The sequence below is a fragment of the Enterobacter sp. PL1 genome (assembly GCF_945957325.1).
GTDB lineage: Bacteria > Pseudomonadota > Gammaproteobacteria > Enterobacterales > Enterobacteriaceae > Enterobacter > Enterobacter roggenkampii.
Map to the genome: position 1 here is coordinate 22,511 of NZ_CAMFKT010000025.1, position 22,737 is coordinate 45,247.

The window sequence follows — 22,737 nt, forward strand, 5'->3', positions numbered from 1 at the left end:
TTACTCCCTGCCAAATAAATCCAGTTGATGCTTGCGGTGCTCTAGTTTACGCATGCGTCTGATGGCTTTATACACCGTTTTATAGGTAACACGGTAACGCTCAACCAACTCTGTGATGTTTCTGCCATTGAAATCACGCCAGATTTTCATATCACGAATCAATGACTCAAGAGTCTGGCCGCGTGGAAAATAAATCTGCATTCCACCTATCTGACAGCTAATCGCATAGACCAGCTCCAGAGAGATTCGAGGGTCAACGCCATGCTTTGTCAGTTCGCCACGCAACAGCGTATTCAGTTCTGTCAGCAGTGCAGGAAAACGCACAGTTTCCGCCGAACTGTCATCGTCCAGGTGATCCAGAATGCTGTCATCCTGGATATCACCAAACAGGTCATTCTGCTTTTCGCTCATGTGCGCACCTTTCTTACTTTACTGGAATACAGTCTGTTGATGGCGTCATAACCCCGATGCTCCTGAAATGCCAGGTCTCGCGGACTCAGCGCCTCTGTCATTTCTCTCAGATGCCATTGCTTGAGGCTTTCCAGCACCATCAGAAGATTATCGCCACGGCACCATGCCAGGCTGGCGATACCTTTACCTTTGTTGGTTCTGACAGTCATCTTCGCGACGAACGTATCCAGTGCGGTATCGCTGCCATCACGAATAAACCCATCAAGATGCATCTGCCGCCAGATACTGCGGACCTTTGCGGTGATATCTGTTTCACGATGACGGCGAGCCGGAGAACGGGGGCGGGTACGTCTGAACCCCTTATCCTCCAGTACCTTCAGTACATCCTCCAGTTGACCGACCTTCAGATCACGACAACTTTGCTTTCCCGTTACGCGATGAAGCACTGAACGGTAGGTGTCATCGTCCAGTTGTAGCTTGCGACGGGCAACATGGATTAACTTAATCAGGGATGTGCGATTCATGATCGTACCTCCGGTTAAAGGCGGCTTAAGTGAGCCGCCATATTTATTACAACCTAAGGAGCAACTTATGTCCGGTGCACCGACCGACAAGAACTTTGATATCGCAGCCTTTATTCTCACAGGTAATCTGTTGATTAAGCTCGTCGAAAAAGGCGTTATCGACATGCGGGATGCTAATGACATTATTGCCCGTACACGTACTGCTTATTCTCTGCGTGAATGCTACAAAGATGAACGAACCGGCAGTGATGCGGGGGAGTTCATCGAGACACTATTCAATAAGTTATGGGATTCAAGACCCTTTCCTCCGACCACCCAACGCCACGATTCTGAATAACGTCCGCAGATAATCCTCCGGGTGTATAACCGCAGATGAATCCAGGCCAAGCTCACGCCTCACCATGTCGTCGTGAGCTTTGTTTTTCTTCGCATCAAATTCGTCTGTTATCAGCGCAATTTCACGCTGAATAGTTTTCAGCGCGTCACTGACTGACCAGCCGTTTTCTATTGCTGTTGAGACAATGGTTCTAATCCTTTCCAGCATTCCTGCTGCTCTCAGAGCCTCGTCCACATCTTTATATTGATAATTGTTCATCTTTTCCTCTCCAGGCTACCTGCGGGTGCACGAAGCCCCGGCAGGCATGCCGTATTAAAATATTGGAAACTGAAGGCAGTTAATTAGTCAGTGACTGTTTGTTCAAATGGGATTATTTCAAAATCCTCAACATCTGATTTAATGGATATCCCTGCAATTCCCTTAACTTCATTCGGTGATGCAAGAATTGCTTCTTTATTAATTTCCTCTTTATTGCGAAGAAATTTACCCAGACTGAACTTCTTGAGTAACGCAATAACATCTTCAACTTTGCGAATAGTGACGCTGGGTGGCCGTTTACGCCAGCGGACCTCACCCGTTGTCAGGTTAGCAGTCTTGGTCTTGCCGTCTTTGGTCAGCTCTGCACGGTTGGCTTCACACCATGTCTGAACGCCAGCCTGCAAACGCGCAAGCTCTTTTTTAAGCGCTTCAATGCCGGGCGCAACATCATTTGTCAGGGCCGCTATTTTGTCATTCAGTTCCGTTTCACGGCGCAGAATGACACGGGTAATATCGCCAATCTTGCGGATGTCGCTGATTACGTCATCGCGGCATTGAGGAACGGCGACAGCAGCGGCTGATTTTGCGCGGGGCTTTTTGGGTGCTTTCATATAAACCTCAGTGTTTAATAATTTTACGGTTATCCAGATCAACTTTCTGTTTTGCAAATTCAGTGACCTGCTGGATAGCCATTGGAAAAATAGCTGACAGTCCTTCCGCAACCAGATACGAAAATGAACCATCATCATTGGCGTTGTTAAGGTGAAAACTGATAGCGAGCTTTCCTGAGTTCTCACCGGTTTTAACCATTTCCCCGTTTTTAATTACCGCATCATCCTCGAGAATAATGGTGATTACCTGTTTAGCCATCTCACACCTCCATTAATTACCTTTATAAATAATGTTAAATACCTGACTGCGAGACATTTCCATTTTTTCGGCGATAACCGATATGGTCAGTCCCTCCCTGTAAAGTTCACGACACAAATATGCGTCGTCTTCATTTCCCGCTCTGATGCGTAGCGAAAGGCCCTGCCGAATGGCGCAATTCTGCACTGACTGTTTAGAGCGCCCCAGTTGCAGTGCCAGACCGCTTACACTTACCTTTCCCGCGTTCTGTTCAAGAATGCGGAGTTCTTCACGTGACCATGCTCTCCCCGTACTCCAGCCCATACTTACCTCCAGATAATCCGGCAACCTTCCAGACTGGCTACCCAGACGGAGCGGGTGCCGCCGTTGTGTGTTTCCGATATACGGGATGCACTACGCACCAGCTCTGTTGGTGGGCAGACAATCTCCAGTAACGGGCGACGCATGAAAACCCGAAAGTCAGTGACACGGCTACCACGGGAGCGAAGCCAGTTTTGCGCCGCCTCAGCCATGCTGATGTGTTCTGCAATACGTTCAGTAATCATGGCGTTATTCCTCGTTCAGATTGCTGTGACCCAGTTCCAGCATCGCAGACTGGATGTGTGATGTACCGATGGTCTCACCCTTACCCTGTGCGTAAATCCCCGCCAGCGGGAGGATGTGAGACAGAGAACGGAGAGCACCGGGACGACGGGCGATCATCTTCAACAGTTTCCGTTCCTCCTGTCCGCTGACCTGCCAGGCATCGCAAAAACTGTCCACATCACCGGCTGATACGGTATTGATGACGTACTTTTTAGAGACGCGGGAAAACAGACGGGCAAAGTCCACACTGCGTTGCCCCCCTGTCAGACGGTCGTAGACTTTATGGTTTCCGACCAGCGCCAGACCAACGCCGCATTCCTCCTGGAGAATTCGCAATTCTTCAACGGCATCCAGACTCAGCCAGTCAGCTTCATCCACGACAATCAGACCACGCGTATCCGGCAGACGCTGGCGTAACAGACGGGACAATGCGCCCCGACGGTATGGTGCATCAGCAATCCCCATTTTCAGCGCCAGTTCGTACAGCGTTTCCAGTTCGTTGCTGCGGGACTTGCTGGCGGTGATATGCCAGACGTTGTTGCCTGTCGCGGCATACTGTCTGATGGCTTTTGTTTTACCGACGCCAGGATTGCCGTATACCAGCACAATCGTTCCGGCCAGTTGTGCCCACGTCAGGGTGGCGAGAATTTTTTGTGAGGTCGGTGTTTCAACGAAATCCGGAGCCACGGGCAGCGAGGTTTTCGCAGCGGTGTGGCTTTCCAGCCAGGTATTCAGACTGGCGGCAACAGTATCGTTATCACCCTTATATTTCCCGTTCAGAAACTGAGACACCGTAGCCGTTGAGGTGCCCGTCTCACGTGCCAGAGCTGCGCCTGAAATCGCCTTGCTGTCAATTAATTCACGAATGGCACTACGCACAACATCATGGTTAATTTGCGTCATGATTATTAATCCTGTATTTTTCGAATGGCCTGTACTTAATCAGGTGTTAAAACTGATTCACTTAATTCAAAGCGGCGCTCGCAACGTCGCTTTTTTTATTTCTGCGACTGCTTTGCTTTATTAACGAATGTCTGAAAAATCACGTCATTCTCGGTTTGCGTGTCTTGCATTTCCTGCACACGTCTGACGGTATTACCCATATTGAATACGCGCTCAACAACATGACGTTCCGGTAACTCCGCATGTTCTGTCTTCGGTAGCAGGTCATTAACTTCGATCGCTGTCATGCGGTTTAGTGCCTTCGCTGCTTTTTTGGTGCTGCGCATCATTTCGCGACGGGCGCGGTTGTGTTCACGACCAGCCTCGGTATCACCAAACGCCACTGCGGCGCGACATTCCGCCATACAGAGGAATCGGCCATCAAGGTCGTAACAGGCTACTTCACTGTGAAGGTTACGCGGGTCAAAACGGACTGTAATTTTGCGGGAGCGATGGCTGACAAGTTGCTCACTCCAGTAGGTGTTCTTGCGGCCAAACAGGGAGCCGCCGCTTTCCATCGTGAATTCTCCGGTGGGTTTCACGCGAACCGACTCTGCCGGCAGCATGAACTGGCGGATTTGTTCTTCAGTTAAACGGGTGATCACAGCCTGGCTGTAGCTTTGTTCAAAAGCCTGATCGAAGGACAGTTCACCCCGACACATTTCCGTTTTACGCTGGGTCTTCCTGTTAAACATGGCGACACCTTCACTGATAATTTCCATAAAGGTCTCAACATCAACGGCGCGGCTGCCATAGTTCTCTGGTTTGGAACTGACATTTTCACCGGCAAATGCGCCAGCCAGTGCCGGGTGTTTATCAATGTATTCACCCAGGCCACCCACACCAAAGGCACGTTCTACGGGTTTAGCCTGGCCCCAGCCTTTACCACCGATAACGCCAGTCCAGTGCAGCTTGATACCCAGCAGAGGGATGATCCCCATAGGGTCATCTTCACGGACTTTGAACCGATAGCGGTTAGGAACGCCACCAGACAACCATTTGTTCGCCGCTGCACGGGTGTTGTCTATCGTGATGTGTTGTGGTTTCCCGTAGGTTTTCAGCGTATCCATGAGTGACAGGCGAATACTGTCGCTGTTTTCTGATACATCAGCCCGCCAGCCGACAATTTTGCGGCTGTGGACATCCTGCCAGAACCATGTTTTAGGACGGATGATTTCACCGTTAAACCAGCGGACAAACACGTTGTGCTGATAACCGTCACCGTTAATCCATTCCATTGCATGCAACTGCGCGACGGTGCGCTGTTGTGACGGGTGCATCTGCGCAAGGGCGTTTTCACCTTCACGGGTGGCAACGACAATGCGCGGATCAACTTCACGTTCCAGCTTACGACGCAGGGTACGTTCAGCCGGTATGGTCCAGCCATGTGTTTCTGCGGCGATTTCCAGCCGTTCGTAGCATTTGGAGAAAAACGGGGCTTCGTTGCGCAGATAATCGCCCAGGAAGAATTGCCAGGCATCATCAGAGATTTCAGCCGAACGTCCTGTCACGCGTTTTTCGCGGACGCGGCGATCGAGCAGTACAGGTCCCCAGAGGTCAGGGCTGAAGTCCTTCACTTTGTAGTACAAATTGCGAAGCGTTCCTTCACTAATCTGTAATTGCTTCGCGGCCAGAGTAATCGCCTTGCGATTGCCAACACCTGACGCCATCAACTCTGCCACCAGCGCAGCAGCTTTCGTGCGACGCTCTGCATGCAGGCGCTGTTCGCCGGTCGCTTTCTCCCATGCTGACCAGAGACGCTGGCGATCAAGATCATCAGCCGCCACACGTTCCGGCTCTCTCGGCAGAGTAATGAGGCCAGATGAGGTTTCAATCAGCCCACGGGTAGCCAGCAATTCAGCACGAACTTCTGGTGGCAATACTGATATGTGGTATTCAAATGCTTTGGTTCCGGCACGTTTGCGGCGTAGCTCACTGCGACCGCAAACCAGATCCTCAAGTTTTTTCCGCGCATTAGATTCAGCCTGTGGGAAACCACAGACGCCAACACATTCTTTCACTGATACCCAAAACTCCATCATGCAACCTCTTTAACAGTCAGATTCTGATAACGCGAAGGCCATATCTCTGATGGCTCCATGTTGAGAAAGTCAGCGATAATTTTCTCCCCTTTGGGCCAGTGGTGACGGAATACGTTACGTAATGTTGATTCCGCTAACCCATGACAACGGGATAACTGACTGGTCGTCATTCCGCGTTTTCTAATCGCTGCTTTGATGTCTTCCGGGTGCCAGTCTTGGCTTTTGGTCATCATTCTGCGATCCTTAAATATTTACTCGTTGCGGTGAACTAAACTGTTCACCTTTACGTGTAAAAAGATAGCGAATAAAAATTCGCATGTAAAGTCTTTTGCAATCTTTTATTCGCAACATGGCAGGGTTGTGCGATTAAATAATTGCACCACTTATTCAATTAGTTAGCGTTATCTAGGTGATTTTATGGACGATAATTCGAAACAGTTTTTTGATTGGCTAAGAAAAATTCGCTTCAAAGATAAATTAGCTGAGGCTATCGGTAACGAGTCAATTAGAGGGTTTGCTAGTAGGTGCGGCCTTTCCGATACGGTTCTGCGGAACTATATGAATGAGAAAACGTACCCGTCACTGGACCGCTTAGCTATGATTGCGGAGGCAGCACAAAAGCCTATAGGATGGTTCCTGAGTGCGGAAGGTGATGCGAATCCCACCACGCATAATGAGAATAAATATTCGCACACAACAGAAGTATATCATCCTAATCTGGAACAGATAGAAACTCAGCTAAGAGCAATTTTTGATCTAATGTCTTACGAGGAAAAAGAAAAGGCGATAATGATTTTTAAAAACAATGGGTTGAAAGGATTAATGCCAATGGTGTTAGTTGATGATGAAGTCAAGAGCAAAGAGATTTTCGAGCAACGTAATTCCGTTGAAAAAGATAGCTCAGCGTCGAACGTAAGGACGCAAAACAAAGCTGGCTGATTACAGAAATGTCCGATTGGCTGGCTTTGTTTTAAACCTCCATGTGATAACGTTTTAAGCCGAATTTAAATCCCATTAAACAGTCGGCGGTACGATCTAACTATATATGACACTTTTTTAGCTTTGATGTCGAACGATCTAAAATTGTCATATTGGGTGGTTTTCTACCAGTTGACTAGCTTTACCTACTCTTAAGCCTCGCCACTCTTGGCTTCCTCCCGTTTGTTCCCACGAACTCCCGGTTGTTTCCGGTTACTCCGTTTGATCCATATATCCCTGTCACCCATCACTGCCAGCGCTGGCGGCCGCCGGCTCGCCGGCCATGGCACTGCTTCCGGCACTGGCACAGCAACTCCATCCTCAGGATGCGGCGGGCCTTGCTTTGCCGCTGCTTTTCGCAAGGAGCCTGGGACAGCTTTGCGGCCCCATGTTGCTAAAAAAAGAGAGCCTGACGCGCTTTGCCGCTCGCACGCCACGCATCATCGTTTGTCTCGGCATCTTTCTGGCCGCTTATGGAATGCTGCCGTTGTTGTCCGGGTGGATGGCATGTGCGCTGGGGATGATCTTTATCGCGCATCTGGCTTCGAATGTTCTGTTCGCGGCCGGGACGTTTGGCGTTCTCAGTAGTTTTCATATTACGCAAACCGCTTCGGCCAGTGGTAAAGCCTGGCGCTGGCAAACGCTCAGCGCCTCTCTCTTCACCGGCATCGCAGCGGCAGTGGCTGCCGGGTTTGGCTCAGTAGCCGCACTCTATGCTGTCTCGTCAGCGGCCCTGGTGATGGTTGCCCTGATCGTGCGCCGGTATCGGGAATAAGGCATAAAAAAACGCCTGCTATAAAAGCAGGCGTTAAAACAGGTCTGTAAGACAACATATTTGGTGCTTCACTCAACGTTATGTCCATGGTGTCTGATGAGGCCGAAGCGACATCTGTCAGTGGACGATAAGCACCGTAAATGGCTCTGCGTCATTCCGGAGTTTATGAGGCACGAAGGCGAACATAAGAGATGGAATGAGCATCTACACGCATATTATTGCACGTAACGTGCCAACATGACACGCAGAACTTTTACATGACGCAACATTTTAAGATAAAAGGAAATTATGCTGTTAAGCGTCGTCTTAATCGCTACAACATATCGGTCAACGCAGAAATATGTCGCCAGGAGGAGACAGCAAAACCTATGGATAGTAAATATGTTTATTTTCAATGCATTATATGTCGCTGAATCGCGACAATGAAACAGGGCGCTGTCGGGGAATCACTACAGGGGTGAAAAGTGGCACAAAACAAAAAACCCCGCCTAAGCGGGGTTCAAAATTGGTCGGCGAGAGAGGATTCGAACCTCCGACCCACTGGTCCCAAACCAGTTGCGCTACCAAGCTGCGCTACTCGCCGATGTACTGCTTTTTGAATTTTTAGTTCAATTCATTTAAAAAGTCGTGGTGCGAGGGGGGGGACTCGAACCCCCACATCCTAAGGACACTAACACCTGAAGCTAGCGCGTCTACCAATTCCGCCACCTTCGCAATTCACAACTCTTTCAATAATGGGGTGGCTAATGGGATTCGAACCCACGACAACTGGAATCACAATCCAGGGCTCTACCAACTGAGCTATAGCCACCACTGTATTCTTTCACGCGGTACTGACTACTTCTCAGACCACCGCAGCTCTAGCGCCGGGACTAAAATGGCGCGCCCGACAGGATTCGAACCTGAGACCTCTGCCTCCGGAGGGCAGCGCTCTATCCAGCTGAGCTACGGGCGCTTAGCGCCGTTGCGGGGCTGGATATTACGTACCTCCGTCCCCGCTGTCTAGTGCTTTTTTGAAAAAAATGCGCGTTTGGTTATCGTTTGCACATTTTGCCGCTTATTCCTCCACTTTCTGCGTGGTGGCACGGCGACCGAGACCAAAAAGCTTATAGGCAGCCGTTACAGCGGCCAGGAAGATCATCCCGACAAACAGCGACATGCGGGTATCTTCATTAAAGTACATTCCGATTAATACGCAAATCAGGAACGCCATCGTTAAATAGTTCGCATACGGGAACAGAATTGAACGGAACGGATGGCTTTCAATCGCCTTTTTATGCGCATGACGGAAACGCAGCTGGCTGATGAGGATAACAAACCACGGCACCATGCCCGGCAGGACGCTGGCGCTGTAGACGTAAACGAACACCCGCTGCGGATTGGGAATGATGTAATTCAGGCAAGAGCCAATCAGCAGGATCGCAATCGAAACCGCCACGCCCGCCACCGGCACGCCAGCACGTGACACTTTGCTCATCGCCGCAGGCAGCTGGTTATTCTTCGAGAGCGCATAGAGCATACGCCCACAGCTGTACATCCCGCTGTTACACCCTGACAGCGCTGCCGTCAGGACCACAAAGTTAATGATGCCCGCCGCCGCCGTGATACCAATTTTGGCAAAGGTTAAAACAAACGGGCTACCCGTCGTGCCAATTTCGTTCCACGGGAAGATGGTTACGATAACGAAGATCGCGCCCACATAGAAAATCAGGATGCGCCACAGCACTTTGCCCACCGCGCTACGCAGCGTGACCTGCGGATTTTTCGCTTCACCGGCAGTAATACCGATCAGCTCCACGCCCTGATACGAAGCCACAACGATACACAGCGCCGTCAGGAAACCCTTCCAGCCGCCGGCGAAGAAGCCGCCGTTTTCGGTCAGGTTACCGAAACCGATAGCGTGTCCACCGTTGCCAAAGCCGAAGAAAATCACGCCCAGGCCAACAACAATCATCACGATGATGGTGGTGACTTTAATCATCGCGAACCAGAACTCGATCTCACCATAAAGACGCACGGCGGCCAGGTTTGCCAGCGCCACCAGCCCCACGGCAATAAGCGCGGGTATCCACTGGGCCATGTCCGGGAACCAGAACTGGACATAGACCCCTATCGCGGTGATCTCGGAGATGCCCACCGCCATCCACATGAACCAGTATGACCAGGCTGTCAGGTAGCCGAAAAAGGGGCTCATATACCGGTGCGCGTAAACGGCGAAGGAGCCGGTTACCGGCTCCAGGAAGAGCATTTCGCCCATGGAACGCATGATGAAGAAAACAAACAGCCCGGCAATAATGTACGCCAGTAATACGGAAGGGCCTGCCCACTTGAGCGTGCTTGCGGAGCCCATAAACAGGCCCACGCCGATAGTGCCGCCCAGCGCTATCAGTTCAATATGACGAGCTTCCAGCCCACGCTGTAGCTCCTGTTTTTTCTCTGCCATAGATCCTCGATTGTGTTTGCTGTTTCCCGACTTAAGACCGGGTATTGTTTTTTAGGGGGACTAAAATACGGAGCGAATGGTTTCTTAAAATGTGCCAAATGGCAAACGATGCATAAAAAAAATGAATGCATTGCACAGATTATCAGCAGTTTTGCAGGCGAGTTGCAGCGCGAATAGCATATCGCGCTACATTTTGATTACATTTTCCCGGTGTAATGCCAGGCGAGGTAGCGAAGCAGACGGATCTGTCGTTTAATGCGTGTCGGCTGCGATAGCAGGCGATACAACCACTCCAGCCCCAGATGTTGCCAGACCGCTGGCGCACGCTTGACGTGGCCGGTAAAGACGTCATATGTGCCGCCAACGCCCATGTAGAGGGCATCCGGGCAGACCAGACGACAGTCACGCATCAGGATCTCCTGGCGCGGGGACCCCATCGCCACGGTGACAATCTTCGCCCCGCTGTCACGAACGCGCTCAAACAGCGCCTGCCGATCTTCCGGTTTGAAGTAACCATCCTGGCTGCCGACAATATTAACATTCCATTGACGACGCAGTTTCTCTTCCGTCTGGGCCAGTATCTCCGGCTTCCCGCCAATCAGGAACACGGGCGTTCCCTGCGCGCCTGCGCGGGCCATAAGCTGCTCCCAGAGATCGGCACCCGCCACGCGGGAAACATTAGCGTCAGGATACTTTTTACGGATAGAGCGAACCACGCTGATCCCGTCCGCGTATTTAAATTCGGCCGCGTCTATCAGGCTTTTGACTTCCGCGTTATCCTCAACCGCCAGCATCTTTTCCGCGTTGATGGCCACCAGCGTACCGGATTTCATCTGGCCGTCGGCGAACAGAAAATCCAGCGCGTGCTGCATGTCGCGCCAGCCAATCAGCTGCAGACCACGTAGCGCATAGCGCGGTGCAGAAATTCTATCAGTCATTACTATCCTTACTCAGACTTGAGACAGCGTTGTGCTGCCCTGCCGCTCGCGCTTGTGCACAAGCCCGGCGCTGTCAAACAGCCAGTACAACAGTTTGGCCAGTAACAGGCAGATGCCGAAAACGACCATGAAGAACACCACGCGCGAAACGAACGAGTCCAGACCTTCGCGCGCCAGAACGATCATATTGAAAATGGCACCAAAGCAGAAACTGTGCAAAATGGCCGCTTTATAGCGGTTGGTCTCTTCATTGCCACGCAGGTAAAGCCAGTCGAACCACTTGATAATCAGCCCCACGGCAACCGCTCCGGGGAGAATGAACCACGCCCCGCCCATCACCACCAGGGAACCGAGCAGCGTAGGAGAAATTGCCAGACCGGAATGGTTGTTCAGCACTTCCCAGGTGAAGTAATTCGCCGTATTCAGCACCACGCCAGGACGGTCCGGCCATAGCCAGGAAGGGATAAAGACGTAGAAGTCGCGAACAATCGGCGCCAGCCCCTGGAAATCAATCTTGTCGTAATTTTGCAGCAGCAGTGCCAGGTTTTCCCATGGCGAGAACGTATCGCGCGTGAGGTAAAGGAACGTGTAAAACGCCTCATCACCCGCCACGTTCATCCCGTAGCGCTTTAGCGCCAGCCAGAACATTCCCACAATGCCAAACACGCCTGCTGCAACCAGCATCCAGAGCGAGATCCAGCCGCGGATAATGCCGATAAACAGGAAGATCGCGAAGGCGATGATGATGTTCGCGCGCGTACCGCCCACAATCATGTAGGTCAGGATGCCAAATGCGACGGTACTGACCAGGAAGAACAGCCACGCTTTGCTGTCCTGGCGCAGGAAGAAGATCACCAGCATCGCCGGAATGAAGAAGTAGAAGAAACGCTTAAGCGCCACGCCCGAGACTTCTGCCGAAAAAATCTGGCTGTAGGAGTGGAGTTTAAAAAGCAGGAAGCCGTTATGCATGAAGAAGATGCCAACGCTGACCAAGGCGATAGTCATCAGCATCACCCATGTCAGGTGGGTTTCCACCCGATTCATGGTAAAGAGCGCCCGGCGTGGGGCTGCAGCCTGCGCTGAACGCAGACGCGTTTTATACGTGACGTAGTAGACCGCATAGAAGCAGGTCGCCGCCAGAAGCGCCTGGAGCAGAATGTCCGGCGGCGCGACGCTCACGTCAAAACGGAAGACCAGTATGCTGGTCAACGGGAAGCCGAAAAAGAACGTCAGCAGAAACAGTAACGAGAAGAATACGTTAAAGTTGAAGCGCACGCGCCGGAATTCAAACCAGGTGAGCGTGGCGATAAACAGGCTGCTCAGAAGCCAGACAACCAGTAAGCCGCTGAATTGCAACTGACTCATGCTTTATCTCCTGCAGCGATACGCAGCGCGCGGTGCCACGGCGTGAGATAATTCGGGCTGAAAAAATCGATGCTGTTTTTATCCACCAGCGTGAGCTGACGTTGAGCTTCACGTACCACCTCGACATTCAGCGTGTCTGAGGTAAACAGTACCGGAATATGCTGCTCGGCCATGTCCTGCCAGAACGGGTTGTCGCGGTTGAGCACGCACGGTACACCTGCCTGAATCAGCAGGCACAGCGTGCCAATCCCCTGCTGCCGGGCAAAGATGAAATAACCGAGATCGCATTTTCTCAGCAGCGCAAGATAGTCATCAAATTCCAGCTTATCGCTGAGGATGTGCAGATTTTCAGCGCTAAACAGCGCCAGCCCCTGCTGACGAACCTCGTCGATATAGGCGCTGTTGTTGGCGGGATAGCCCATCGGCACCACCACGTTCACCGTGTCGCCAAACTGCTGATGCACCGCCCTGAGCGCCGCGACATGTGCGTTACTGCGATCGCCGGAATTCCCCACCAGAATCGTCAGCTTGCCTTCTCGCACCGCGTCATTCGCCATGGCATTCAGCGCCGGATCCATGCGGGTGGGGAAATAGAGCAACTCGCCGCGCACGTTCGGGTGCTGTTTAGCAAAATAGTTGAGATCGCCGCGGGTAGCAAAAACGCAGCCTACGCGCCCCTGAGCCATGCGGCGCAGGGGATAAAAAAGACGGAATTTCCAGCCGCGGGAGACTTCATAAAGATCGGCTCCCCAGATATGCCAGCTGCACTGGGAGGGTTTAATCCCTCCGCTGAGAAGCGCCAGCCACAGGCCGGTATTGAACTGCCCGTGGAAAAAGAAACGTTGCTTACGATCAGCTTTGGCTTTGGCAACCACCGCCTTCGCCAGTGAGGCCTTATCCGGCCAGAAGCGAATCGTCAGTGCCGGAAACGCCTCGCTCAGGCCCTTATCCTGACCTGCAACCATAAACTCACGCGCATCAGGATCTCCCGATGCCAGCTCGTCGTTGAAGAACCGCAAAACGGTCTGGTTATGGTGTGGGATATCCGATCCCAGGATGTGAATCAGTGCAGTCATGCGCGTTTACGCCACAATAAAAATACACCGCAACAGGCGGCGAAATAAACGATATAGGTTGCCATGTAGGCCTGGGCCGCCCCCAGCGCACCGTGCGTGGGTATCAGCCAGTGTGAAAATGCCGTCAGTAAAACAAACTGGCTAATTTCCGCCAGGATATAGAGCCGAAGGGACGCTTTCGCGATCACCAGATAGCCGAAAACGTAAGCCCCCACTTTCAGTACATCACCCACCAGCTGCCAGGCAAAGAGATCGCGCATGGCGGTGAACTTCGCCGAGAACAGCAGCCAGATGGCGACATCGCGCAATAACCAGACGGTAAAGCTGGCAGCCGCGACGGCCGGCAATACAAAGCGCAGCGATCGGAAAATCTCGCGCGTTATGTCCTGTCTGGACGTCAGGCGCGACAGGGTTGGCAGCAGGTAAACGCTAAAGGAAGCCGTAATAAACTGAAGATAGGCATCGGAAATACTGCTTACGCCCTGCCAGATCCCGACCTCATCCCAGCTATAGTGCGCCGCCAGCAGGTTTCGCATCATCACGTAGGCCACCGGCAGCGTGACGGAGGTGATGAGCGCCATCAGGGTAAATTTACCCAGTTGGCTGGCAAGCATCGAGTCCCATTGCGGTTTCAGGTAGCTCAGCGGAATGACGCCCCGACGCATCAGCATAAATGCCGCAGGCACAACCACCAGCGCCGGAACCAGCGCCAGCCCCAGCAGCGCGCCTTCGTAGCCCCCCAGGCGATAGCAGAAATAATAGGCAATCACGCCGATAACGCTGCCCAGGATTAACGCAATCGCGTTTCCGGCAGCATCACGAAACCCTTTCATCAGCGCCAGCAGCAGGTTAGCCCAGGCAATCCCCATCTGAACCAATGCGACCAGACGCACCAGCCCCTGATAGTGGGTGTGACCGAATAATCCCTGGCTGATGGGCGCCGCCGCCAGCAGAAAGATGATCGCCATCAGGGTCGAAAAACCCGTGACCATCGCCGACGAGGTGCCCACGACCCTCCGAAGCTGGGCCGCATCATCATGATACTGCGCAACGTATTTGGTGACGCCGTTGAAGATACCGGCACCGGCCAGCACGCCAAGGACGGTGACAAGCTGACGGAAATTACCCGCCAGCCCCACTCCTGACGGGCCAAATGAGACGGCCAGGAGCTTGACGACCAACAGCCCGGCCCCAATTTTTACAAGCGTGGACGCGGCGGTCCACACCGATGCTTTTGCCAGAGACATATCAGCCGAAATAACTCAGGAGGGTATTAATCACCGTACGCTGGTTAACTGGCGCGAGGTTGTAGAACAGTGGCAGACGAAGCAACCGCTCACTTTCTTTGGTGGTGTAACGGTCTTCACCCGCGAATGTTCCAAACGCTTCGCCCGCCGGACTGGAGTGCAGCGGGATATAGTGGAACACCGCCATAATTTCGGCTTCTTTCAGCCAGGCGATGAGCTCGCTGCGGTCGTCGTTATCGCGCAGCTTGATGTAGAACATGTGCGCGTTGTGGACGCAATCCGCCGGAATCGTTGGCAGTGCAATACGCCCGGCTTTGGCCAGAGGTTCCAGCGCATCGTAATAGGTTTGCCACAGGGAGAGACGCTGCAGGTTGATGCGATCCGCGGCTTCCAGCTGCGCCCACAGGTACGCGGCCTGCAGATCCGCCATCAGATAGCTGGAGCCAATATCGCGCCAGGTATATTTGTCTACCTGGCCACGGAAGAACTGGCTGCGGTTGGTGCCTTTTTCGCGGATCACTTCCGCACGCTCCACGAGCGCCCGGTCGTTAATCAGCGTCGCGCCACCCTCTCCACCTGCCGTGTAGTTTTTGGTTTCGTGGAAGCTAAAGCAGCCGATGTGGCCGATGGTGCCCAGCGCGCGTCCCTTGTAGGTCGACATCACGCCCTGCGCGGCATCTTCCACCACAAACAGGTTATGTTTTTTGGCGATGGCCATGATGGTGTCCATTTCACAGGCCACACCTGCGTAGTGAACCGGCACGATCGCGCGCGTTTTGTCGGTGATCGCCGCTTCAATCAGCGTCTCATCAATGTTCATGGTATCCGGGCGGATATCCACAAAGACGATTTTCGCCCCGCGCAGGACAAACGCATTCGCCGTGGAAACGAAGGTGTAGCTCGGCATGATCACTTCATCGCCGGGCTGGATATCCAGCAGCAGTGCGGCCATTTCCAGCGATGCCGTACAGGACGGGGTCAGCAGTACTTTGGCGCTGCGAAAACGCTGTTCCATCCACTGCTGACAGCGACGGGTGAAACCGCCGTCACCGCAGAGTTTGCCGCTGCCCATGGCAGACTGCATATAGTCGAGTTCCGTTCCCACGACGGGTGGTGCGTTAAATGGAATCATCTTGTCACCTGTATAACCAGTAGGCGGTGGCGTCGATGTTGGCACCACTCGCAATATAACGTTTAAGCGCGGCGGTGTTGCCCACCTGGGTCGCCACCCGCAGCGTCTCAACCTGCTGCTGCTGCGCCCAGTGCAGCGCCGCCTGCATAAGTTTCTCACCCATGCCGCGCCCGGCTAATAAGCCAATACGCGCCTCGCGCACGTTGAGCTTGCGAAGCGAGACGAACCCCTGGAGTTGACCGTCCCCTGCGCGGAAAACCAGGCAGACGTGGTCAAAGGTGCCTTTAACCGCATTCTCTATCCACTGGGCATAGAAACGTCCACTATCGTCAGGTGCGTACCAGGGCGCACGAAAGCGGCTCTGCGCAAACGCCCGGGCCGCCATCTGACGCAGCACGGGAATATCCTGTTCGGTTGCCATTTCCGCACCGGGCGCATCATGCCGGGTGAGGGTTATGGAAAGGTCTGCCTCACCTTCCACCAGCTGAAAGCCGCGTTGCTGGAGCGCATCAAGCAGGTCGGTACGGTCCGCCGGGATCTTCGCCTGAATCCGTTGCCAGGCGATGAAATCCGATTCAGCCAGTACCGGCGCATTATCGCGCAGACGCACAATGGCCGACGGCAGGCCGAAAAAGGCACTCTCCCACTGCAGGGGCTCAAGTACCCCGTTCAGGCTGTTCAACGCCAGACACCTTTGGTATCAACCACATACTTCTGACGCACCGCATCACCGGACGTCGCTTTAAACGCTTTATGATCCACCAGCAGCACCAGCACGTCCGCCGTCGCCAGCGCCTCATCCAGCGCAGCCAGCGTGCAGTGCCCCGCCAGTTTTGCCGGCAACTCATGGATATTCGGCTCAACCACCAGCGTTTCACCCTTGTGCCATTCGGCAATCATCTGAGCAATTTCCATTGCCGGGCTTTCGCGCAGGTCGTCAATGTTGGGTTTGAAGGCCAGACCAAAGCAGGCAATTTTCAGCTCGCTGGCGCGCTTTCCGCTCTCTGCCAGACAATCCGCTACCGTGGTTTTGACCTGATTGAGCACCCAGTGAGGTTTGCTGTCGTTCACTTCACGCGCGGTGCGAATCAGGCGCGCCTGCGCCGGATTCTGAGCCACAATAAACCACGGATCGACGGCGATGCAGTGTCCACCCACGCCCGGGCCTGGCTGGAGAATGTTTACACGCGGATGGCGATTCGCCAGGCTAATCAACTCCCAGACGTTAATCCCCTGATCGGCGCAAATCAGCGACAGTTCGTTCGCAAAGGCGATATTAACGTCACGGAAGCTGTTTTCCGTCAGCTTGCACATCTCGGCGGTGCGGGAGTTTGTCACCACACACTCGCCTTCCAGGAAAATCTTGTACAGCGCGCTGGCGCGCTCGGAACAGACGGGCGTCATACCGCCAATGACGCGGTCGTTTTTTATCAGTTCGACCATGACCTGGCCCGGTAGCACGCGCTCCGGACAGTAGGCGATGTTGATATCCGCCTGCTCCCCCGCCTGTTGCGGGAAGCTTAAATCAGGGCGCGCGTCGGCCAGCCACTGCGCCATCTGCTCGGTAGCACCGACCGGAGAAGTTGATTCCAGAATCACCAGCGCCCCTTTCTTCAGCACAGGGGCAATGGACTTTGCCGCCGCCTCGACGTAGACCATGTCGGGCTCGTGGTCACCTTTAAAGGGCGTTGGAACGGCAATCAGGTAAGCATCCGCTTCAACGGGCGTGGTACTGGCGCGCAGGAAGCCGCCCTCCACCGCCTCTTTCACCACGCGGTCAAGATCGGGCTCGACAATATGAATCTCGCCACGGTTAATGGTTTCCACCGCACGGGCGTTGATATCCACACCGACAACCTGTTTCTGACGAGAGGCAAACGCCGCCGCGGTGGGCAAGCCAATGTAGCCAAGACCAATGACAGAGAGGGTAGTAAAACTCATAGCGATACCTGATTGTGTTTAAGTGCATGCAAAATACGGCCACAAGCCTGCCCGTCCCCATACGGATTATGGGCCCGGCTCATCGCCTGATACGTTTCGTCGTCATGCAGAAGGCGCGTGACCTCTTCGACGATGAGTTCCGCGTTGGTGCCGACCAGACGCACCGTACCGGCTTTGACCGCTTCCGGACGTTCGGTGGTTTCACGCATCACCAGCACCGGTTTGCCAAGAGAAGGCGCTTCTTCCTGAATGCCGCCGGAATCGGTAAGGATCAGCCAGGCATGGTTCATCAGCCAGACAAACGGCAGATAGTCCTGAGGTTCAATCAGAATGACATTTTTGATATGGCCCAGGATGCGGTTAACCGGCTCGCTGACGTTAGGATTGAGATGGACCGGATAGACAATCTGCACGTCGTCGTTCTGCGCCGCGATTTCAGCCAGCGCGTGACAGATTTGCTCAAAACCCCGGCCAAAGCTTTCGCGACGGTGGCCGGTGACCAGAATGGTTTTTTTGCCGTTGTGCAGGAATGGATAGCGAGCAGCGAGTTCGTTCTTAAGCTCGTGGTTTGCCAGGACCCGGTCACGTACCCAAATTAACGCATCGATGACCGTATTGCCGGTCACAAAGATTTTGTTATCGGCGATATTTTCACGCAGCAGGTTCTGACGCGAGTTTTCCGTAGGCGCAAAGTGATACATCGCCAGGTGGCCCGTTAGCGTGCGGTTGGCCTCCTCCGGCCACGGCGAATAAAGATTGCCGGTACGCAGACCCGCCTCAACATGCCCCACGGGAATTCGCTGGTAAAACGCGGCCAGGCTAGTCGCCACGGTCGTGGTGGTGTCGCCGTGTACCAGCACCACGTCAGGCTTGAATGACTCCAGGATAGGCTTCAGCTCTTGCAGAATGCGACAGGTTATCTCCGTCAATCCTTGCCCCGGTTTCATAATATTGAGGTCGTAATCCGGGACGATGGAAAAGAGCGTTAACACCTGATCGAGCATCTCACGGTGCTGGGCCGTGACGCACACTTTCGCTTCAATATCAGGATCGCTGGCCAGCGCATGAACCAGAGGTGCCATCTTAATGGCCTCCGGCCTGGTGCCAAATACGGTTAGTACTTTCACATCGATTCTCTTCGATTAGGCGATGAAGGCCGCAGCCTTCATCGTAGACGGCATTCTTAGTTTGTGCGACGACGCGTTAACGCCACGCCAGCGCCCGTCAGTGCGCCTACAATCCCCCACATGATCATCAGGAATGCACGACGCGGACTATCGCGTTTTACAGGTTCTTCAGGCGTTCGCAAATAACGATAGGTCTGAAAACGCGGGTCCAGAGATGGACCGACATTAAGCGTATTGAGCATCGCGCGATTTTGATCGTAATCGAGGTCAAAATCAGGACCGACGGCCTGAAGGTTTTCCAGACGTGCCTGCAACATGGGGCGGCCAAGGAGGAACATCTCTGAATCAGGCAGTTCATCAGCCGGCACGTCCGTTTCAGTACGGGAAATATTGTGCTGTTCCGCAATTTTCAGCGCCTGCTCAATATTGTGTACACGGCGAGCGAAAATCGCTTTAGCCACCTCTTCCTGACGTTTCACCTGTGCTTTCATCTGGATGGTGCGAGCCGACCAGGCGCCTTTAAGCTCTTCGTTAAGATGGCTTGCGGCACGCTGGCTGGCAAACGCGACATACTGACGCAGCAGGTTGTTGGCGTCCGGCGCGGTTTCTGCAATCAGCTTGACGCTGTCATTCACGTTACGCAGGGCGTCGCCCGGCATAAATTGTATATTGTTAATCAGATCGTCCAGCAGAGCGGCATCGGCTTTGGTGTTATCAACCCGACGCTGCTTGTAGTAATCCGTCTGGGACCAGAAGTCGCGGCGCGTATCCCACGAAGCCAGTTGCATCACAAACTCTTTATAGGCCTCATCCATAACGGAGACCTGATCTGGCGTGGCGAGGTTAGCTTTGATATCCAGGTTTCGCAGGAATTGCTGTTGGGAATAGAACCCCCCAAGCATGTTAACCGTTGGTTTGTCAGTGATTGCCGTGGCGCTCCACTCTTGTTTTGCAAAGAACGTATAGGCCAGCGCTAACAGTGCAAACCCCAGCGCGATCCCCGCAATCCAAAGTTTGCCTGCCCATAACACGCGAAACAAACCCCGAATATCCAGTTCATTCTCAGTTACCACTGATTTCGCTCCCGCCAACGGTTGAGTCATCATAGTCCCGGTTTTACTTAGTTAATGTTGTGTTTTTGCCACTGTTACGACGCATCCTGCGTTTAATACGTTTAATGAACCGCGCTACTTTCCATGCGCGCTTAATGCAGTAGCCGTAAAGGAAAAACGCTAGCAAAAATAATGCCAACATAACCCATTCTGGCACAAAATGAGCATACTCCGCGGCAACACCCACTCCCGCAAGGATGGCGGCCGCCACGGTTATCAAAACAAATGCCTGCCGGGAGGTGAATCCAGCGCGCATGATCAAATGATGAATATGCTGTCGGTCGGCTGAGAAGGGACTCATTCCTTTGCGCAAGCGGCGATACATAATCGCAACCATATCCATTAACGGGATTGCGATAATCCACAACGCGGTGACAGGGCTGATAGGATGGACTTGCCCCTGAGTCGTTTCCAGCAAAATCCAGATGACGGTAAACCCAATGAGTGTGCTGCCCGCATCACCCATAAAGACTTTATAGCGACGCCCCAGCGCACCGAGGTTTAACAGGATATAAGGCAGGATGGCGGCAATCATGGCGAAGCACCACATAGCAAGACTATATTGACCGTCAAACCACAAAATAAAACCGATCGCGGCAAACGAGACGCAGGAGAGTCCCCCCAGCAAGCCATCAATACCATCGACCATGTTGAAGGCATTTATAGCAACCCATACGGCGAAAAGCGTCAGAAAATAGCCGAACGGGCCGAGCACCATCTCCCACGAGCCAAAAATATAGCCCAGGCTACTCAAGTAGAGTTTTGCTGAGACCATCATGGCAATGCCAACTGCCGCCTGCACAAAGGCGCGGATTTTAACGCTGATGTCATAACGATCGTCAAGCGCGCCGACGATGACCAGTACCGTTGAACACATCAGATATAATTTGACATGTGGGACATAGTAGTTAGCAATTGCGAAGGCATAGCAAATGCCGGCAAAAACGGAAATACCACCCACCAGGGGGATCATGCCCTGATGACGCTTCCGGAAGTTGGGTTTATCCACTAACCCCACGTATTTCGCCACCTTACGCGCAATAAACAGAAAACAGGTGGTGAATAAAAAAATACTGGTTAGATCAGTAAACGTATCGAATAGGTTCACAATGGATTCTCAACAAATGTTAGTCTCGGAAGTATAACCACGAAGGCTCATAGCCCGAAGGTAAAAGTAAACCTCTTGTGACCTCATTTGTATATTATTCAAGCTATTAATGTTTTTACTCTACGAATCGTCTTATTGTCGCACCTACACGTCAAAATTGGGAGTAGGTGGTACTAGCGTATAGTCCATAAAAGAAAAACGCCACGTAAAAACGTGGCGTTCGCTGGCTTTATTTGCGTTACGAGCGTTTCATCATGTCGAAGAAATCGTCGTTGGTTTTGGTCATTGCCAGTTTGTTAATGAGGAACTCCATCGCGTCGATTTCACCCATTGGATGAATGATTTTGCGCAGGATCCACATTTTCTGCAGCTCTTCCTGGGTGGTGAGCAGCTCTTCTTTACGGGTACCGGAACGGTTGTAGTCGATAGCCGGGAAGACGCGTTTTTCAGCGATCTTACGAGAGAGGTGCAGTTCCATGTTGCCTGTCCCTTTAAACTCTTCGTAGATAACTTCGTCCATCTTAGAGCCGGTATCGATCAGCGCGGTCGCGATGATGGTCAGGCTGCCGCCCTCTTCGACGTTACGTGCAGCACCGAAGAAACGTTTTGGACGATGCAGGGCGTTAGCATCCACACCACCGGTCAGGACTTTACCAGACGCCGGGACCACGGTGTTGTAGGCACGCGCCAGACGGGTGATGGAGTCGAGCAGGATGATCACGTCTTTCTTGTGCTCAACCAGGCGTTTTGCCTTCTCGATAACCATTTCCGCAACCTGAACGTGGCGAGATGCTGGCTCGTCGAAGGTAGAAGCAACCACTTCACCTTTAACCAGACGCTGCATCTCGGTCACTTCTTCCGGACGTTCGTCAATCAGCAGCACCATCAGCACACAGTCAGGGTGGTTGTAAGCAATGCTCTGCGCGATGTTCTGCAGCAGCATGGTTTTACCCGCTTTTGGCGGCGCCACAATCAGACCACGCTGACCACGACCGATTGGTGAGGCCAGATCCAGAACGCGCGCGGTTAAGTCTTCGGTAGAACCGTTACCACGCTCCATACGCAGGCGAGAGTTCGCGTGCAGCGGCGTTAAGTTCTCAAAGAGGATCTTATTGCGCGAGTTTTCTGGCTTATCGAAGTTAACTTCATTGACTTTCAACAGCGCAAAGTAGCGTTCACCCTCTTTAGGAGGACGAATCTTACCTGAAATGGTGTCACCAGTGCGGAGGTTGAAACGGCGGATTTGGCTGGGGGATACGTAGATGTCGTCAGGGCCGGCGAGGTAGGAGCTGTCTGCAGAGCGGAGGAAACCAAATCCGTCTTGCAATATCTCCAGCACACCGTCGCCAAAGATATCTTCGCCACTCTTAGCGTGCTGCTTCAGGATGGCGAAAATGATGTCCTGCTTGCGCATACGAGCCTGGTTTTCCAGCCCCATATTTTCGCCGAGAGTGATCAGCTCAGAAACCGGCGTATTCTTTAATTCGGTAAGATTCATAATGGTGTGGGTTCTTAAACTCGGGGTG

The 22,737-nt window shown here is 53.0% G+C and carries 24 protein-coding genes, 4 tRNA genes and 1 pseudogene; 3 read left to right on the plus strand and 26 right to left on the minus strand.

Translation table 11 applies throughout. The features are described 5' to 3' along the window. Together N6P30_RS19610 and N6P30_RS19615 are read right to left on the minus strand one after the other, a co-directional pair. Entirely contained in the window at window positions 1-411 is a 411-nt protein-coding gene (locus N6P30_RS19610) for a Mor transcription activator family protein (RefSeq protein ID WP_109862679.1), read from the minus strand. Beyond that, window positions 408-935: a gp16 family protein gene (locus N6P30_RS19615; RefSeq protein ID WP_109862680.1), complete on the minus strand. Its 528-nt coding sequence runs from the start codon at window positions 933-935 to the stop codon at window positions 408-410. Before N6P30_RS19615 ends, N6P30_RS19610 begins: the two co-directional genes overlap by 4 nt. 67 nt (window positions 936-1,002) lie before the next feature. On the opposite strand from N6P30_RS19615, the gene N6P30_RS19620 reads away from it, so the two are divergent. Next, a complete protein-coding gene (locus N6P30_RS19620) occupies window positions 1,003-1,272 on the plus strand; it encodes a hypothetical protein (RefSeq protein ID WP_044712151.1) in 270 nt (89 codons plus the stop codon). On the opposite strand, the gene N6P30_RS19625 is transcribed toward N6P30_RS19620, so the two are convergent. From N6P30_RS19625 to N6P30_RS19660, 8 genes are all read right to left on the minus strand, one after another. After that, the gene (locus N6P30_RS19625) at window positions 1,228-1,530 is read right to left on the minus strand and encodes a hypothetical protein (RefSeq protein ID WP_109862681.1); all 303 of its coding nucleotides are present in this window, start codon (window positions 1,528-1,530) and stop codon (window positions 1,228-1,230) included. The two genes, N6P30_RS19620 and N6P30_RS19625, sit on opposite strands and share 45 nt — an antisense overlap. An 83-nt stretch (window positions 1,531-1,613) precedes the next feature. After that, on the minus strand, window positions 1,614-2,141 hold the full coding sequence (locus N6P30_RS19630; RefSeq protein WP_057063585.1) for a host-nuclease inhibitor Gam family protein: 528 nt from the start codon (window positions 2,139-2,141) through the stop codon (window positions 1,614-1,616). 7 nt (window positions 2,142-2,148) lie between these two features. Then, entirely contained in the window at window positions 2,149-2,400 is a 252-nt protein-coding gene (locus N6P30_RS19635; protein ID WP_023277388.1) for a hypothetical protein, read from the minus strand. 12 nt (window positions 2,401-2,412) lie between these two features. Then, window positions 2,413-2,703: a hypothetical protein gene (locus tag N6P30_RS19640; protein WP_023277389.1), complete on the minus strand. Its 291-nt coding sequence runs from the start codon at window positions 2,701-2,703 to the stop codon at window positions 2,413-2,415. A gap of 2 nt (window positions 2,704-2,705) precedes the next feature. Next, on the minus strand, window positions 2,706-2,945 hold the full coding sequence (locus tag N6P30_RS19645; protein ID WP_109862682.1) for a hypothetical protein: 240 nt from the start codon (window positions 2,943-2,945) through the stop codon (window positions 2,706-2,708). Between the two features lie 4 nt (window positions 2,946-2,949). Then, complete coding sequence (locus N6P30_RS19650; RefSeq protein ID WP_071445087.1) at window positions 2,950-3,888, minus strand: AAA family ATPase; 939 nt, start codon at window positions 3,886-3,888, stop codon at window positions 2,950-2,952. 95 nt (window positions 3,889-3,983) lie between these two features. Beyond that, window positions 3,984-5,969 (minus strand): transposase domain-containing protein, encoded by a 1,986-nt coding sequence (locus N6P30_RS19655; protein WP_392396899.1) that lies wholly within the window; start codon window positions 5,967-5,969, stop codon window positions 3,984-3,986. Then, window positions 5,966-6,202 (minus strand): transcriptional regulator, encoded by a 237-nt coding sequence (locus tag N6P30_RS19660; RefSeq protein ID WP_023277393.1) that lies wholly within the window; start codon window positions 6,200-6,202, stop codon window positions 5,966-5,968. The genes N6P30_RS19655 and N6P30_RS19660 overlap by 4 nt, the downstream gene beginning before the upstream one ends. A 184-nt stretch (window positions 6,203-6,386) precedes the next feature. On the opposite strand from N6P30_RS19660, the gene N6P30_RS19665 reads away from it, so the two are divergent. Together N6P30_RS19665 and N6P30_RS19670 are read left to right on the plus strand one after the other, a co-directional pair. Continuing rightward, window positions 6,387-6,908: a helix-turn-helix domain-containing protein gene (locus N6P30_RS19665; protein ID WP_109862684.1), complete on the plus strand. Its 522-nt coding sequence runs from the start codon at window positions 6,387-6,389 to the stop codon at window positions 6,906-6,908. Window positions 6,909-7,197: 289 nt separating this feature from the next. Beyond that, window positions 7,198-7,722 (plus strand): annotated as a pseudogene (locus N6P30_RS19670) (MFS transporter); the annotation flags it as partial. 506 nt (window positions 7,723-8,228) lie between these two features. On the opposite strand, the gene N6P30_RS19675 reads toward N6P30_RS19670, so the two are convergent. From N6P30_RS19675 to rho, 16 genes are all read right to left on the minus strand, one after another. After that, a tRNA-Pro gene (locus N6P30_RS19675) sits at window positions 8,229-8,305 on the minus strand. 45 nt (window positions 8,306-8,350) lie between these two features. Next, window positions 8,351-8,436, minus strand: a tRNA-Leu gene (locus N6P30_RS19680). Between the two features lie 21 nt (window positions 8,437-8,457). Further along, a tRNA-His gene (locus N6P30_RS19685) sits at window positions 8,458-8,533 on the minus strand. A gap of 67 nt (window positions 8,534-8,600) precedes the next feature. After that, window positions 8,601-8,677: transfer RNA gene (locus N6P30_RS19690), tRNA-Arg, on the minus strand. A gap of 102 nt (window positions 8,678-8,779) precedes the next feature. Further along, the gene (gene thrP, locus N6P30_RS19695; RefSeq protein ID WP_021242842.1) at window positions 8,780-10,165 is read right to left on the minus strand and encodes a bifunctional threonine/serine APC transporter ThrP; all 1,386 of its coding nucleotides are present in this window, start codon (window positions 10,163-10,165) and stop codon (window positions 8,780-8,782) included. Window positions 10,166-10,362: 197 nt separating this feature from the next. Further along, a complete protein-coding gene (wecG, locus tag N6P30_RS19700; RefSeq protein WP_008501554.1) occupies window positions 10,363-11,103 on the minus strand; it encodes a lipopolysaccharide N-acetylmannosaminouronosyltransferase in 741 nt (246 codons plus the stop codon). Between the two features lie 12 nt (window positions 11,104-11,115). After that, a complete protein-coding gene (wzyE, locus tag N6P30_RS19705) occupies window positions 11,116-12,468 on the minus strand; it encodes an ECA oligosaccharide polymerase (protein ID WP_023293570.1) in 1,353 nt (450 codons plus the stop codon). Next, window positions 12,465-13,544, minus strand: coding sequence for a TDP-N-acetylfucosamine:lipid II N-acetylfucosaminyltransferase (locus tag N6P30_RS19710; protein WP_023293571.1), 1,080 nt, complete (start codon window positions 13,542-13,544; stop codon window positions 12,465-12,467). Before N6P30_RS19710 ends, wzyE begins: the two co-directional genes overlap by 4 nt. Further along, window positions 13,541-14,791: a lipid III flippase WzxE gene (wzxE, locus tag N6P30_RS19715; protein ID WP_023293572.1), complete on the minus strand. Its 1,251-nt coding sequence runs from the start codon at window positions 14,789-14,791 to the stop codon at window positions 13,541-13,543. Before wzxE ends, N6P30_RS19710 begins: the two co-directional genes overlap by 4 nt. A gap of 1 nt (window position 14,792) precedes the next feature. Further along, complete coding sequence (rffA, locus tag N6P30_RS19720; protein WP_008501559.1) at window positions 14,793-15,923, minus strand: dTDP-4-amino-4,6-dideoxygalactose transaminase; 1,131 nt, start codon at window positions 15,921-15,923, stop codon at window positions 14,793-14,795. A gap of 4 nt (window positions 15,924-15,927) precedes the next feature. Continuing rightward, on the minus strand, window positions 15,928-16,605 hold the full coding sequence (gene rffC / locus N6P30_RS19725; protein ID WP_023293573.1) for a dTDP-4-amino-4,6-dideoxy-D-galactose acyltransferase: 678 nt from the start codon (window positions 16,603-16,605) through the stop codon (window positions 15,928-15,930). Beyond that, complete coding sequence (wecC, locus tag N6P30_RS19730) at window positions 16,602-17,864, minus strand: UDP-N-acetyl-D-mannosamine dehydrogenase (protein ID WP_023293574.1); 1,263 nt, start codon at window positions 17,862-17,864, stop codon at window positions 16,602-16,604. Before wecC ends, rffC begins: the two co-directional genes overlap by 4 nt. Further along, window positions 17,861-18,991, minus strand: coding sequence for a non-hydrolyzing UDP-N-acetylglucosamine 2-epimerase (gene wecB / locus N6P30_RS19735; protein WP_032664781.1), 1,131 nt, complete (start codon window positions 18,989-18,991; stop codon window positions 17,861-17,863). Before wecB ends, wecC begins: the two co-directional genes overlap by 4 nt. A gap of 56 nt (window positions 18,992-19,047) precedes the next feature. Continuing rightward, on the minus strand, window positions 19,048-20,094 hold the full coding sequence (gene wzzE, locus N6P30_RS19740) for an ECA polysaccharide chain length modulation protein (RefSeq protein ID WP_008501563.1): 1,047 nt from the start codon (window positions 20,092-20,094) through the stop codon (window positions 19,048-19,050). 13 nt (window positions 20,095-20,107) lie between these two features. Then, window positions 20,108-21,211, minus strand: coding sequence for a UDP-N-acetylglucosamine--undecaprenyl-phosphate N-acetylglucosaminephosphotransferase (wecA, locus tag N6P30_RS19745; protein ID WP_008501564.1), 1,104 nt, complete (start codon window positions 21,209-21,211; stop codon window positions 20,108-20,110). 238 nt (window positions 21,212-21,449) lie between these two features. Continuing rightward, on the minus strand, window positions 21,450-22,709 hold the full coding sequence (gene rho / locus N6P30_RS19750; RefSeq protein ID WP_008501566.1) for a transcription termination factor Rho: 1,260 nt from the start codon (window positions 22,707-22,709) through the stop codon (window positions 21,450-21,452). Window positions 22,710-22,737: the final 28 nt, after the last annotated feature.